13 protein-coding genes are annotated in these 12,966 nt (G+C 64.0%); 4 read left to right on the top strand and 9 right to left on the bottom strand.

Annotation, left to right across the window (positions count from 1 at the left end; genetic code table 11):
* Positions 1–16: 16 nt before the first annotated feature.
* A complete protein-coding gene (locus A9K65_RS04855; protein ID WP_027162877.1) occupies positions 17–427 on the top strand; it encodes a DoxX family protein in 411 nt (136 codons plus the stop codon).
* A 137-nt stretch (positions 428–564) separates the two neighbouring features.
* A complete protein-coding gene (locus A9K65_RS04860) occupies positions 565–828 on the top strand; it encodes a glycine zipper domain-containing protein (RefSeq protein ID WP_013528799.1) in 264 nt (87 codons plus the stop codon).
* A gap of 84 nt (positions 829–912) precedes the next feature.
* Here the strand turns inward: A9K65_RS04860 and rpsP are convergent, their stop codons facing one another.
* The 7 genes from rpsP to A9K65_RS04895 form a co-directional block, all read right to left on the bottom strand.
* A complete protein-coding gene (gene rpsP / locus A9K65_RS04865; RefSeq protein ID WP_013528800.1) occupies positions 913–1,314 on the bottom strand; it encodes a 30S ribosomal protein S16 in 402 nt (133 codons plus the stop codon).
* 37 nt (positions 1,315–1,351) lie between these two features.
* Positions 1,352–1,678, bottom strand: a complete 327-nt coding sequence (locus tag A9K65_RS04870) for a chorismate mutase (RefSeq protein WP_064992637.1) — start codon at positions 1,676–1,678, stop codon at positions 1,352–1,354.
* Between the two features lie 7 nt (positions 1,679–1,685).
* On the bottom strand, positions 1,686–3,296 hold the full coding sequence (gene ffh, locus A9K65_RS04875) for a signal recognition particle protein (protein WP_063173387.1): 1,611 nt from the start codon (positions 3,294–3,296) through the stop codon (positions 1,686–1,688).
* A gap of 290 nt (positions 3,297–3,586) precedes the next feature.
* Complete coding sequence (locus A9K65_RS04880; RefSeq protein WP_064992636.1) at positions 3,587–4,537, bottom strand: CPBP family intramembrane glutamic endopeptidase; 951 nt, start codon at positions 4,535–4,537, stop codon at positions 3,587–3,589.
* A 170-nt stretch (positions 4,538–4,707) separates the two neighbouring features.
* A complete protein-coding gene (locus A9K65_RS04885; RefSeq protein ID WP_024504029.1) occupies positions 4,708–5,307 on the bottom strand; it encodes a DUF1236 domain-containing protein in 600 nt (199 codons plus the stop codon).
* A gap of 63 nt (positions 5,308–5,370) precedes the next feature.
* A complete protein-coding gene (locus A9K65_RS04890) occupies positions 5,371–6,468 on the bottom strand; it encodes a putative zinc-binding metallopeptidase (RefSeq protein ID WP_024504028.1) in 1,098 nt (365 codons plus the stop codon).
* A gap of 91 nt (positions 6,469–6,559) precedes the next feature.
* Positions 6,560–7,807 (bottom strand): NAD(P)/FAD-dependent oxidoreductase, encoded by a 1,248-nt coding sequence (locus tag A9K65_RS04895; RefSeq protein WP_064992635.1) that lies wholly within the window; start codon positions 7,805–7,807, stop codon positions 6,560–6,562.
* A 141-nt stretch (positions 7,808–7,948) separates the two neighbouring features.
* Here A9K65_RS04895 and A9K65_RS04900 point away from each other — a divergent pair, with 141 nt between their 5' ends.
* Complete coding sequence (locus A9K65_RS04900) at positions 7,949–8,746, top strand: lytic transglycosylase domain-containing protein (protein WP_024504026.1); 798 nt, start codon at positions 7,949–7,951, stop codon at positions 8,744–8,746.
* A gap of 72 nt (positions 8,747–8,818) precedes the next feature.
* Here the strand turns inward: A9K65_RS04900 and A9K65_RS04905 are convergent, their stop codons facing one another.
* Together A9K65_RS04905 and A9K65_RS04910 are read right to left on the bottom strand one after the other, a co-directional pair.
* Positions 8,819–9,340 (bottom strand): hypothetical protein, encoded by a 522-nt coding sequence (locus tag A9K65_RS04905; protein ID WP_064992634.1) that lies wholly within the window; start codon positions 9,338–9,340, stop codon positions 8,819–8,821.
* Between the two features lie 5 nt (positions 9,341–9,345).
* Positions 9,346–10,569, bottom strand: coding sequence for an argininosuccinate synthase (locus tag A9K65_RS04910; RefSeq protein ID WP_064992633.1), 1,224 nt, complete (start codon positions 10,567–10,569; stop codon positions 9,346–9,348).
* 301 nt (positions 10,570–10,870) lie between these two features.
* Here A9K65_RS04910 and A9K65_RS04915 point away from each other — a divergent pair, with 301 nt between their 5' ends.
* Complete coding sequence (locus A9K65_RS04915; RefSeq protein ID WP_084015493.1) at positions 10,871–12,946, top strand: bifunctional diguanylate cyclase/phosphodiesterase; 2,076 nt, start codon at positions 10,871–10,873, stop codon at positions 12,944–12,946.
* Positions 12,947–12,966: the final 20 nt, after the last annotated feature.

Below are 12,966 nucleotides of genomic sequence, written 5' to 3' on the forward strand. Positions count from 1 at the left end.
ATCAGGAGGGACCATCATGAGCATTTCCGAAACCGCGCCCGTCTCGCCGGGCGCTTTGTGGACCGGCCGCGCGCTCAGCGGCGTCATCGTGCTGTTCATGATCTTCGACGGCGCCATCAAGCTGCCGCCGCTCGATATCGTCATCCAGACGATGGTGCCGCTTGGCTGGCCGGCCGATCCGAATGTCGCGCGCATGCTTGGCGTCATCGGCCTGATCTCGACCGCTCTCTATGCGCTGCCGCGCACCTCGGTGCTCGGCGCCATCCTGCTTACTGCCTATATGGGCGGCGCCATCGCCACCAATGTCCGCGTCGACAACCCGCTGTTCTCGCACATTCTGTTCGGCGTCTATCTCGGTATTATCCTGTGGGGTGGCCTGTATCTGCGCGATCCCAGGCTCCGCGCGCTGATCCCGTTCAGCCGTTAGATCCGGATCGAAGCACCGCTTTCGGCTCGAAGCCTGAACCCTTTGCCGGGCAATATCTCAGGGATCGAATCGTCGAGTTGCGAGTTAGAGATTCGCCCGGCGGCGGAGGCGGCTCCTATCGGAGAGGAACGACGATGATGAAGAAAACGATGCTTTTGATGGCGCTGCTGGTGCCGCTCGCCGCTTGTTCGCAAACGGAAAAAGGCGCGGCCGTAGGCGGCCTCGGTGGCGCTGCCGTCGGTGCGGCGGTCGCCGGCGATCCGGTTGAAGGCGCCGTCGTCGGTGGTGCCGTCGGCGCTGTTGCCGGCGCGCTGATCGGCCGGGCGAGCGAGCGTGGCGAATGCCGCTACCGCGATAGCCGTGGCCGCGTCTATATTGACCGCTGCCCGCGCGGCTATTGACCGGGCGGCTTTTACAGACAGGGTCGAATGAAAAAACGGCGGGCACATGGCCCGCCGTTTTCCTGGATGCGATAGAGCAAATACTTATTCGGCGGTTGCGGCTTCCGCCTCGGCCGGTGCAGCCGCGGCGGCGGCAACGGCAGCAGCGGCATCTTCCTGCGCCTTCTTCAGAAGAGCAGCGCGTTCCTGCGCCTTCTTGCCCGGCTCGGCCTTCTTCGGGTTGGAACGGGCGTCGCGCTTGACAAGGCCGGCCTCGTCGAGGAAGCGCAGCACGCGGTCGGTCGGCTGGGCGCCATGCGCCAGCCAATGCTTGACGCGGTCGGCGTCGACCTTGACGCGTTCGCCATCCTTGGGCAGCAGCGGGTTCCACGAGCCGATGGACTCGATGAACCGGCCGTCACGCGGCGAACGGGCGTCGGCAATGACGACGTGGTAGTAAGGACGCTTCTTTGAGCCCGCACGGGCCAGTCGGATCTTCAAGGGCATTTCTTTTCTCCTAAAAACTAAGTTCGTTGATTGGGTTTCAGTTGGTTTTCGTCACGCCGTTGAAAGCGGCGATCTGTTCGTGGTGGCGGATCACTTCGCGGACGACGAAGTTGAGGAACTTTTCCGCGAAATCCGGGTCGAGATGGGCATCCTTCGCCAGCTGGCGAAGCCGGGCGATCTGCTGCTGCTCGCGTGCCGGGTCGGCCGGCGGCAAGCCATGAGTCGCCTTCAGCACGCCAACCGCCTTGGTGCAGCGGAAGCGCTCGGCAAGCATGTGGATGAGGGCTGCGTCGATGTTGTCGATCGACGCCCGGTAATCTGCCAGGAGGGCGCGGGCGTCGGCCATGTCCTTTTCTTCGTTCATGGCGTCCTCACTTCTTCTTGCCAAGGCCGGGCAGCCCGCCACCGCCGAGGCCGGGAAGCCCGGGAAGTTTCATGCCGCCGGGCAAACCTGGCATGCCGCTGGGCAGGCCACCGCCGCCGGGAAGGCCTTTCATGCCGCCGCCTAGGCCGGCTGCCTGCGCCTGCTTCTGCAAGGCTTCGAGCTGCTTGGGATCCATCTTCGACAGGTCCGGCATGCCGCCGCCCATCATGCCACCGATACCGCCGGGCATCATGCCGCCGAGGCCCATCTTGGAGGCGAGGCCGCCCATCATGCCACGCATCAGGCCGCCGCCTTTGCCCTTGCCGCCCATTGCCTTCATCATGTCGGCCATGCCGCGATGCATCTTGAGCAGCTTGTTGATTTCGGCCGCGTCGGTGCCGGATCCGGCAGCGATGCGCTTCTTGCGCGAATGCTTGAGCAAATCGGGATTGGCGCGCTCTGCCTTGGTCATCGACGAGATGATGGCGAGCTGGCGGCCGAACATCTTGTCGTCGAGACCGGCGGCGGCCATCTGGTCCTTCATCTTGCCCATGCCGGGCATCATGCCCATGATGCCGCCCATGCCGCCCATCTTCGACATCTGCTGAAGCTGGCCGGCGAGATCGTTCAGGTCGAACTTGCCCGACTGCATCTTCTTGGCCATCGCCGCCGCCTGTTCGGCGTCGATGTTCTCGGCGGCCTTTTCGACGAGCGAGACAATGTCGCCCATGCCGAGGATGCGGTCAGCGATGCGCTTGGGGTGGAATTCCTCCAGCCCGTCCATCTTTTCGCCGGTGCCGATCAGCTTGATCGGCTTGCCGGTGACGGCGCGCATCGAAAGGGCAGCACCGCCACGGCCGTCGCCGTCCATGCGGGTCAGCACGAGACCGGTGATGCCGACGCGCTCGTCGAAGCTCTTGGCCAGGTTGACGGCGTCCTGGCCGGTCAGCGAATCGGCGACCAGCAGGATTTCGTGCGGGCTCGATACCTTCTTGATGTCGGCCATCTCGACCATCAGCGGCTCGTCGATATGGGTGCGGCCGGCGGTGTCGAGGATGACGACGTCGTGGCCGCCGAGCTTGGCCGCCTGCACGGCGCGGCGCGCGATGTCGACCGGCGACTGGCCGTCGATGATCGGCAGCGTGGCGACCTTGACCTGTTCGCCGAGCTGGCGAAGCTGCTCCTGCGCGGCGGGGCGCCGCGTGTCGAGCGAGGCCATCAGGACCTTCTTGTTCTGACGCTCGGAAAGACGCTTGGCGATCTTGGCCGAAGTGGTCGTCTTGCCGGAACCCTGCAGGCCGACCATCATGATGACGACCGGCGCCGGGGCATTGAGATCGATGGCGACGCCTTCGGCGCCGAGCATGTCGACCAGTTCGTCATGAACGATCTTGACGACCATCTGGCCGGGCTTGATCGACTTGACCACGGCAGCGCCGACGGCCTTCTCGCGCACCTTGTCGGTGAAGGAGCGCACCACTTCCAGCGCCACGTCGGCTTCGAGCAGCGCACGGCGCACCTCGCGCAGCGCCGCCGAGACATCAGCCTCCGACAGCGCGCCGCGGCCGGTCAGGCCGTTCAGGATCGAACCAAGACGTTCCTGTAGCGATTCAAACATTCGTTTTCCTTTTCCCTGGCACCCGGATGGTGCCCGAGAGGTAATGCGTTCGCGCCCAGTGTCCAACCAAAAGTCCAAGCAAAAGCCAAAACCAAAAAGCACCCGGGGGCGCTCAGCGCTGCCGGGTGTTGGCCTCCAGGATCGATTTACAGCACTTCACCTCAAAGAGGTTTCGGCGTCCTGGTCGGCTTGCTCGGAGGGATACTCGTCGCGGAAGTCGAGGCGTGTAGACAGGAAATCTGCGCAAGAGTCAAGACAAGGGCCGGGTAGCGTCGTTCCCGGACCCGCATTCAGGCCGTGCTCGCGCGGTCCGGAAGCTCGGAGGCGACCTTGAGCGGCGAGCGCGGATGCAAAAGCAGCCCGATGGTCAGCAGGCTGCAGGCGATGCCGATGAAGGCGATGAGAACCGCATCCGACGTTGCCCAGCCCGGTCCCTCGAGCGGCCTGGCGTTGAACAGGGCGAAGGAATTGTAGCTTTCCTGATGCGAGACCAGCAGGAAGCCGGTCAGGTTGTTGCCGAGATGAGCACCCAGCGCGGCGCCGAGATTGCCTGTTGCGTAAACGACAAGCGTCAGCAGCAACGCGAAAGCGGCGATCGACGCCAGCACACAGGCGTTGATGGCTGGCGACGAACTCGCACTCCAATGCAGCGAGGTGAACAGCAGGGCCGGCAGCAGCGCCCAGATGAACGGGCTCTTGAACCGGCTGGCCAGCCCGCGCAGCAGGTAGCCGCGAAACAGCAACTCTTCCGACGAGGTCTGCAACAGAGTGAGCGCGGCGATCGGGATCGCAAACAGCAGCCAGGACGACAGGCTGATCGGGCCGCGCGCGATCTGCGGCTGCAAGAGATAGAGCAGGATTTCGGAGATCAACGAGGTGATCAGCACCGCGATCAGCCCCTTGAGGAAGCCGGACCATGAAACACGCCGGCTGTTGCCGAGCAGCGCCGACAGCTTCTCGCCATGCACCCAGCGCATCGCGACCCACAGGCCGATCCAGATGCCGGCGAACGAGACGAGCGCGGTGAGGATGCCGATGGGCGAGGCGAGGAAACCCTGCATGCCGGATGATGGGGCCGCCTGCCGGGCGAAGAAGGCATAGGTGCCGCCGACCAGCACGGCCACGGTGGTTGCTGCCCAAAAAAGGACGACGATCCCCGTTCCGAGCAACAGGCGCGGCAATGTCGTCCTGGCGTTCGGCGAATGCCTGTAGCGCTCGAAGGCGGCCGGATCGATGGTCACGCGGGCTCCTTTGCCAAAGTCATCGCCTATTGACTAACCGACCGCCGGAAAAATCGGAAGTTTTCCGCAAAGGACAATGCTCAGAGCAGCGTCGGCGCACAAGAGGCGACGCTGCGGTGCCGCCTGCCGGCGGCCGCTGCTGTGGCAGCGGCCGCCTATGCCAATTGTCGTCAGCGCACGACGTACATGATGCGCCGGGTCTGCGGATCGATCAGCGCCCGCTGGCCGTTCACATAGACATAGCGGTAATTGTAGTCCGGAATCTCGCGCAGCTCGACGGTGTCGGGCAGGGTCGCGCCGGTGACCACTTCGCCTTCCAGATAGATGGGATCGAGGCGATGCGTGTCGACATAGGTGCGGACTTCAGCCGGGGGCGGCGGGAAGTCATCGACGACCGGATCGCTGGCGATGATCGCGCCGGTATAATCGGTCGAGTAGTTGCCGATGTCCTCCGGCGGCGAGACGACAGCAACGCTGGCGCGCCGTTGCGTCAGCACCACCCGGCTGCCGCCTATATCGGCCGTCACATAGTCGGAATAGACCCAGCCCTGGCCGCCGGCCTCGGCTATGGTGCACCATTTGCTGTTTTCGATGCAGCCATTGAGCGTTGCCGACTGACCGGCGGCGAGCACGCCGATGACAGGGTATTGCGGGCCGGGTCCGGCGCGAACGTTAAGGTCGGTGATGGCTGAGACGGCGGTGTCGGCAAACGCGGCGCCCGACATCACGGTCAGCATTCCGGCGACCGCCGGAAACAACAGGGATTTCATGGTTTCTCTCCGTTTTCATGGTCCCTCGCCAGCGAAAACGGGGCAGCAGCTCATGCGTTCCCGCTAAAGCGCCTGTGCCAACTCACGATTTGTTCCCTGTTCTCCAGGCAAATCGGTCAGAAGTTCGTGAACGAAGTCCAATTTCCGCGCCGTGACGTCCGAAATGACAAAGGGATAGAGGTCCGGCAGGCCCATGCAGCGGTTGATCGAATTGGAGGCTTCCGACAGCACCAGCCAGCGGGCAAGGATCTTTTCGAAAGGCTCGGGCGCGGTCGGCGGCTCCGAGGGTGCCGCCTGCAATTCGCCGCCGGTGTCGCCGCGCGGCAAGTCGTTGGCCTCCACCGTCTCCAGCCGGCCGAGCGGAAAGTTCAGTGCGTGCACCATTTCCAGCGTGTCGGTGATGTGCAGGTGGTGAGCCCAGGTCTCGGCCCAGTCCTCCCATGGATGCGAGGTCGCATAGGCCGAGATGTGGCCTTGCTGCCAGTCGGGCGGCGCACCATTGGCATAATAGGCCTTCAGCGCCTGTTCGTAATCGGCGCGGTCATCGCCGAACAGTGCGCGGAAAGCTTCGAGCCGGTGCGGATCGTCGCGGATCAGGCGGTCCCAGTAATAGTGCCCAAGCTCATGACGGAAATGACCGAGCAAGGTGCGGTAGTTCTCGCCCATCTCGACGCGGCGCTTCTCGCGCTCGGCCGAATCCGCCTCGGCGACGTTGAGCGTGATCAGGCCATTGTCGTGGCCGGTCAGGATCCGCTCGCCGCCGGGGCCGCCGCCGATCGGATCGGCGAGGAAGTCGAAGGCCAGCCCGATCTCGTCGGCGGGGTTCTGCTTGGGCGCCACCGGCAGCCCGAAGGCCAGCAGCGAATAGATGGCGCGCTTCTTCGCCGCTTCGACACGGATCCAGCGGCGGCGGTTGCCGTCGACGGAGAGATCCGGGATCAACTGGTTGAGCGCACAGGCGCGGCAAAAGGCGTGTCCGGGCTCGGCCATCCAGTTGCAAGCGCATTCATCGGCGTTGGTGCACTGGAAGATGCCGTCGGCGCTGGCCAGCGCGAAACAGGCGTGCTCGGGATCGTAGAGCACGGGGTTCCCGCAGTTCAGGCACTGGGCGTTCTCGAAATAGATGCGATGGCCGCAATGGGGGCAGTCGAAGAGTTTCATGTCGGTCTCAATTCACCGGAGGTGACATAGATGTTCACGGCGGCCCGTGCCCAACGCGAACAGCCGCGCGGCGTTCCACATTTTCCTGAAGCTATTTGGCCGCAAGCTGGGCGACAACCTGTCTTGCCACCGCTTCGCCCGACAGCCGTGCGCCGCCGCAGGTCTGCATCAGCGGGCCGGCCAAGTGCTCGCCGGCGAAGAAGATCTTGTCGGCCACCGACTGCATGAGCGCGGCGCGCGCCAGTGAACGGCCAGGGCGGGCGGCGGCGTAGGCGCCGCGCACGAAGCGCTCGCCGCCCCAATTGGTCATCATGGCGCGTCCGACATGCTTGCGCGTATCGCCACCGAAGATGCCGCACAGCCGGTCGACGACGAAGTCGATGCCGGCCGCCTCGCCGGCCGCCGACATTTCCCAGGCGAAATCGCCGCCGACGAACCCGACCATCAGGTCAAGGTCGAACGGGAAGCACAGGAAATAGATGTCGTGCCTGGCCATCCGTTCGATCAGCAGGTCGTCGAAAGGCTGCAGCCCGAGCCTTGTGCCCGATATTTCGACCGGCAATTTGGTCAGCATGCCCATCGGCAGGTCGAAGAAGGCGCCAAAATGGGTGTCGGGCAGGGCCGGCGAGAACGCGATCTCCTCGAATGCGAGCACCGCTGGCGAAGCGGTCACGATCACCGCTTTGGCGCGGACGGTGCCGCGATCGGTGACGCAGGCGACGCCGGGCACGTCCCACAGGATCTTGCGTACCGGCGTCGACAGTTCGACCGGCACGCCGGCGCCGAAACGCGCCACCAGCGCGCCAAGGCCCTCCTTGCTGAAGTAGTTCGGGTCGAGATCGGCGGCGGCCTGGAAGTCCAGGATCGAGATTTCGTCCTCGTCGGCGCCGAAATCCATCGGCCCGGCGAAGGTGGCGGCGGCGCGCGGCGCATGGCCTTTTGCCAACAGCGCCGAAAGACGATCGTCATCTCCGTCCTTCACTTCATGCCTGGCCAGCAGTTCGAACAGCTTGGCGTCGGCGGCCTTCATGTCGGCTTCTTCCGCTTCGCTCGCCTTGCGCTCGCGGTAGTAGAGATGATCGACATTCATGTCGTGATGATGCAACGTCCAGCCTGCCACTTGCGCTTCGGGAAAATAGGGATTGCGGTCGGCGGCATGCAGCCAGGCGCAGCCGATGTCGAAAGGCACGCCGAAATGCTGGTCGCTGGTCCAGGCTCGCCCGCCGATTCTGTCCATCGCTTCGAGCAGCGTGAAGGAAAGCCCCGCCGCCTGCAGGGTTTTGGCAGCGGCAAGACCCGCCGAGCCGGCGCCGATGATGACGACATCAACGTCTTGCATGCAGCCCCCTTGCCACAATAATCACTTGATCCTAGGCAAATTCCACGGCATTCGCCAGCATTGCAGCGGTGACAGTGACAAGTGCGCGTTTCGCTGGCAAGTTCGCAATTGGGACGTGATTCAGGCAACCAGGAGATCAACATGGCAATTCTTGCCAAGGGAAAGATGTTTGCAGCGGCCGCGATGGCGGTGCTTGCGCTGGCGACGGGCGCACAGGCAGCGGCCAGCTGCGGCAAGACCGGCGCCGGCTTCGAGGCCTGGAAGCAGGACTTTGCCGCGCAGGCCAGGTCGGAAGGTGTGGGCGCCAAGGGGCTGGCCGCTCTGGCCGGGGCGAACTACGCGACAAAGACCATCTCCGTCGACCGCGGCATTCACAAGGCCTTCAGCGGCTCGGTGGACGATTTCATGCGGCGGCGCGGCGGCGCGGCGATTATCTCCAAGGGCCGGTCGCTGAAAAAGTCGAATGCGGCGCTGTTCTCCAAGATCGAAGCGAATTACGGCGTGTCGCCGGGCGTGTTGCTGGCCATCTGGGGTATGGAAACCGGCTTCGGTTCGGCCATGGGCAACCAGAACACCGTCTCTGCCATTTTGACGCTTGCCTATGATTGCCGCCGCCCGGGGTTCTTCTACCCGCATGCGATCGCCGCCCTGAAGCTGGTCGATCGCGGGGCGCTGACAGCCTCGTCGGTCGGGGCCGCGCATGGCGAGATCGGACACACGCAGTTCCTGCCAGGAAACGTCCTGAAATATGGCGTCGGCGGCGGAAACCTGCGCGACAAGGGCACGGCGCTGGCTTCCACCGCCAACTTCCTCAAGGGCCATGGCTGGCGGGCAGGTGCGAGCGCGAGTGCGAATATGGGCGCGATTGCCGGCTGGAATTCCGCGAGCGTCTATCAGCAGGCCATCGCCCGCATTGCCACGGCGATCGACGGCGATTGACGGAACATGCACCGGGCAGAAGGCCCCGGCCATTTTTGACTTGATCGAAAACCCGGCGTGAATGCCGGGTTTTTATTTGATTTCGAGCGTGTAGGAGCAGCCGGCCAGGGTCTTGCCGGGATGGGACTCGACGGTCGAGACGTTGAGCTTGACGTCCGTGGAGAAGGTCAATCCTTCCGACTCTTCGGTGCTATGGACAACGACCTTTTCGCCAAGGAATTTTTGCGGCGTGGAAAAAACGGCCATGACGTCGAGTTCTTTTGCAAGCTCCGGCGCGGCAACGCCGTCGAGCACGGCCATCGGCCCCGCAGCGGTAAACACGATCGATCCTGTCTCGCGGTTGAACACGCGGATTTTGGCCGGCAGTTCGTATTGGCTGAGAAACGGATTGGCGGAGGCAACCTCCTTCCAGCCAAGCGTTTCAACGGCACCCGGTGCGCTGGACAGCCACAGGGCAAAGTCGTTGTAGGTCGGAACGTCCGCCCTGCACTCGATCAGCGCGGGAAGGTCAAGAGAGGCGGGGTCGAACTCCTGGCTGGCCGCCGGCGTCGCCAGAACAACCAGCGGCGCCAGGCAGCGACCGAAACCGCGCATCCGCCCTACTTGGCGCGGTTGCGCGCTGCCAGCGTTCTCAGCCGCAGTGCATTGAGGCGGATGAAGCCGGCGGCGTCCTTCTGGTCATAGGCGCCACGGTCGTCCTCGAAAGTGACCAGCGCATCGGAGTAAAGCGTCTTCTTCGACTTGCGGCCGGTGACCATGACGTTGCCCTTGTAGAGCTTGAGCCGCACCGTGCCCTCGACGTCTTCCTGGCTCTTGTCGATCATCGCCTGCAGCATCAGCCGTTCGGGCGCGAACCAGAAGCCGTTATAGATCAGCTCGGCGTAACGCGGCATGAACTCGTCCTTGAGGTGGGCCGCACCTCGGTCGAGCGTGATCGATTCGATGGCCCGGTGGGCGGCGATCAGGATGGTGCCGCCTGGCGTTTCGTAGACGCCGCGCGACTTCATGCCGACGAAGCGGTTCTCGACCAGATCGAGCCGGCCGATGCCATTGTCGCGGCCAAGATCGTTGAGCGCCGCCAGCATGGTTGCCGGCGACAATTTCTTGCCGTTGAGCGCGATCGGATCGCCCTTCAGGAACTCGATCTCGATCTCGGTGACCTTGTCCGGCGCGTCCATCGGCGAAACGGTGCGCTGATGAACGAATTCCGGCGGCTCCACCCACGGGTCTTCCAGCACCTTGCCCTCGGAGGACGAATGCAAGAGGTTGGCGTCGACCGAGAACGGTGCATCGCCCTTCTTGTCCTTCGGCACCGGGATCTGGTGCTGCTCGGCGAAATTCATCAGGTCGGTACGCGACTTGAACGTCCAGTCGCGCCACGGCGCGATGACCTTGATGTCGGGGTTCAGTGCGTAAGCCGAGAGCTCGAAGCGAACCTGATCGTTGCCCTTGCCGGTGGCGCCATGCGCGATCGCATCGGCGCCGGTTTCCCGCGCTATATCGACCAGATGCTTGGAGATCAGCGGCCGGGCGATCGAGGTGCCGAGCAGATAGGTGCCTTCATAGACGGTGTTGGCGCGGAACATCGGGAAGACGAAGTCGGCGACGAATTCCTCGCGCACATCGACGATACGGATGTCCTTGATGCCCATCATCTCGGCCTTGCGGCGCGCCGGTTCCAGCTCTTCACCCTGACCGAGATCGGCGGTGAAGGTGATGACCTCGGCGCCGAACTCGGTCTGCAGCCATTTCAGGATGATGGATGTGTCGAGACCGCCGGAATAGGAGAGCACGACTTTCTTGATGTCTTTGGTTTTGGACATTTTTACCCCGTCGGTGGCGGACGCCCCAGCCTGGGCGTCACGGATTTGTCGCAGCGCCTTTTAGCAGGAACGGCAGAGCGAGCAAGCACGCGTGCGTGCATGGCTTCTGGTCCAGCGTATGGCGGGAGCACGATGCCGGCAGCGGAAACAACCTGCTGCAATCAAAGGCTGCATTTGCCGGTGAGACTTAATCAAGTTTTCATGCCGTGCCGCTAACACTTACGACAAAGCCGCCTTGGGCACGTTCCGGGCGGCTTCTTGCCTGCCTTGTCGCGGGCTCCTCGGGCTTGGGCGACTCTCGATGCGCGTTATATCATGCATCGCCACGGAGCATAATCTGTGGCTTGTCCTCCTGGCGGCGCTGATGTGCGTCACCGGCTGTTGGGTGACGATCGGCCTCTTCGACCGTTCGAGGAAAACCACCGGCGTGCAGATGAAGGGCTGGCTGTTCCTGACCGCGGTCGCCGCCGGCTCGTCGATCTGGTGCACCCATTTCATCGCCATGCTGGCCTACCAGCCCGGCGCGCCGATCACCTTCGATCCGGTCCTGACCATGGCGTCCCTGGTCATCGCCATCGTCGGCACCGGGCTGGGCTTCACCCTCGCATCCGGCAAGAGCCGGCGGCTGGCCCCGGAATGGGGCGTCGTCGTCGTCGGCCTGGCGATCTCGGCCATGCACTACACCGGTATGATGGCCTATCACGTTGCCGGCATTGTCGAATGGGACGGCTCCTATGTCGTGGCCTCACTGGTCATCTCGGCGGTGTTCTCCGCCCTGGCCGTCGGCCATGCCGTACGCCGGCCATACGGCTGGTCGCATTATCTCGCCATCGGGCTGCTGGTGCTGGCGATCGTCGGCCTGCATTTCACGGCTATGGCCGCGGTGGCGGTGACGCCGCTGTCCTTCATCAGCACAGGCACCAATCCCGATATTCTGGTGGCAATGGCGGTCGCCGTCGCCGTGGTCGGCCTGATCGTCGCGGCCACCGGCTTCGCCAGCTACCTGATCGATGAGCGTGGCCGACTGGAGAGTTTCGAGCGGCTTCAGCATCTCGCCCTCAACGACGCCCTTACCGGCCTTCCCAACCGGGTCTCCTTCAACGACCGCCTCGACCATGAGATCGACCGGGCATGCGAGGGCGAGGACACGATGGCGGCGGTCATCGTCATCGATCTCGACCGCTTCAAGGAGATCAACGACCTCAGGGGACACGCGGCCGGCGACCAGGCTCTCAAGATCGTTGCCCGCAGGCTGGCGAAACTCACCGGCGAGGGCGAGTTCGTCGCACGGCTCGGCGGTGACGAGTTCGCCGCCATCAAGCGCTTCAAGGATCAGAAGGACCTGCTCGGCATGGTCTCGAGGCTGGAGAAATCCCTGTTCGAGCCGTTGCGGCTCGACGATTTCGAGATCGCCGCCGGCGCCAGCATCGGCGTCGCGGTCTATCCGCGCGACGGAGCCGATCGGGAAAGGTTGGTCAGCAACGCCGACCTTGCCATGTACCGGGCGAAGAACGACGTGACGCGAGCCGTCTGCTTCTACGAATCCGCCATGGACGAGACGGCGCGGGCGCGCCGCGCCTTGGCCACCGACCTTCGCCAGGCGATCGACCGCGGCGAGCTTTCGCTTCACTATCAGGTGCAGACCTCGGTCCCGACCGGCGCCACCTGCGGCTACGAAGCGCTGCTGCGCTGGACCCATCCCGTGCATGGCATGATCCCGCCCGCCGAATTCATCCCGATTGCCGAAGAGAACGGCTCGATCATGGCGATCGGCGAATGGGTGCTGCGGACCGTGTGCCGGCAGGCGGCCTCGTGGGGCAATGGCCACAAGATCGCGGTCAATTTGTCGCCGGTGCAGTTCGCCCATGCCGATCTCGCCAAGCTCGTCCATCAGATCCTGATCGAGACCGGGCTGTCGCCGAAACGGCTGGAGCTGGAGTTGACCGAATCGACGATCGTCGCCGACAAGGTGCGCACGCTGCATGTCCTGCGCCAGGTCAAGGCGCTTGGGGTGACGATCGCGATCGACGATTTCGGCACCGGCTATTCATCGCTCGATACGCTGCGCTCGTTTCCCTTCGACAAGATCAAGCTCGACCGCTCATTCATGGCCGATGTCGAGCGAAGCCCGCAGGCCAAGGCCATCATCCGGGCGGTGCTGACGCTGGGCCGCAGCCTCGACATTCCGGTGCTCGCCGAAGGCGTCGAGACACATGTCCAGCTCACCATCCTGCAGGTCGAAGGCTGCAATGAGGCGCAAGGCTATTTTCTCGGCCGGCCCAAGCCGATCGACCAGATCACCGGGGACACCGATGCCCGCAACGATCGACTCCTCGCGGAGGAGCCAGCGAGGATACGGCTGAGCAGGCAGGCATAGGACTGCCGCGGCCGGCGGCC

This window comes from Mesorhizobium sp. WSM1497 (assembly GCF_001672455.2).
GTDB lineage: Bacteria > Pseudomonadota > Alphaproteobacteria > Rhizobiales > Rhizobiaceae > Mesorhizobium > Mesorhizobium ciceri.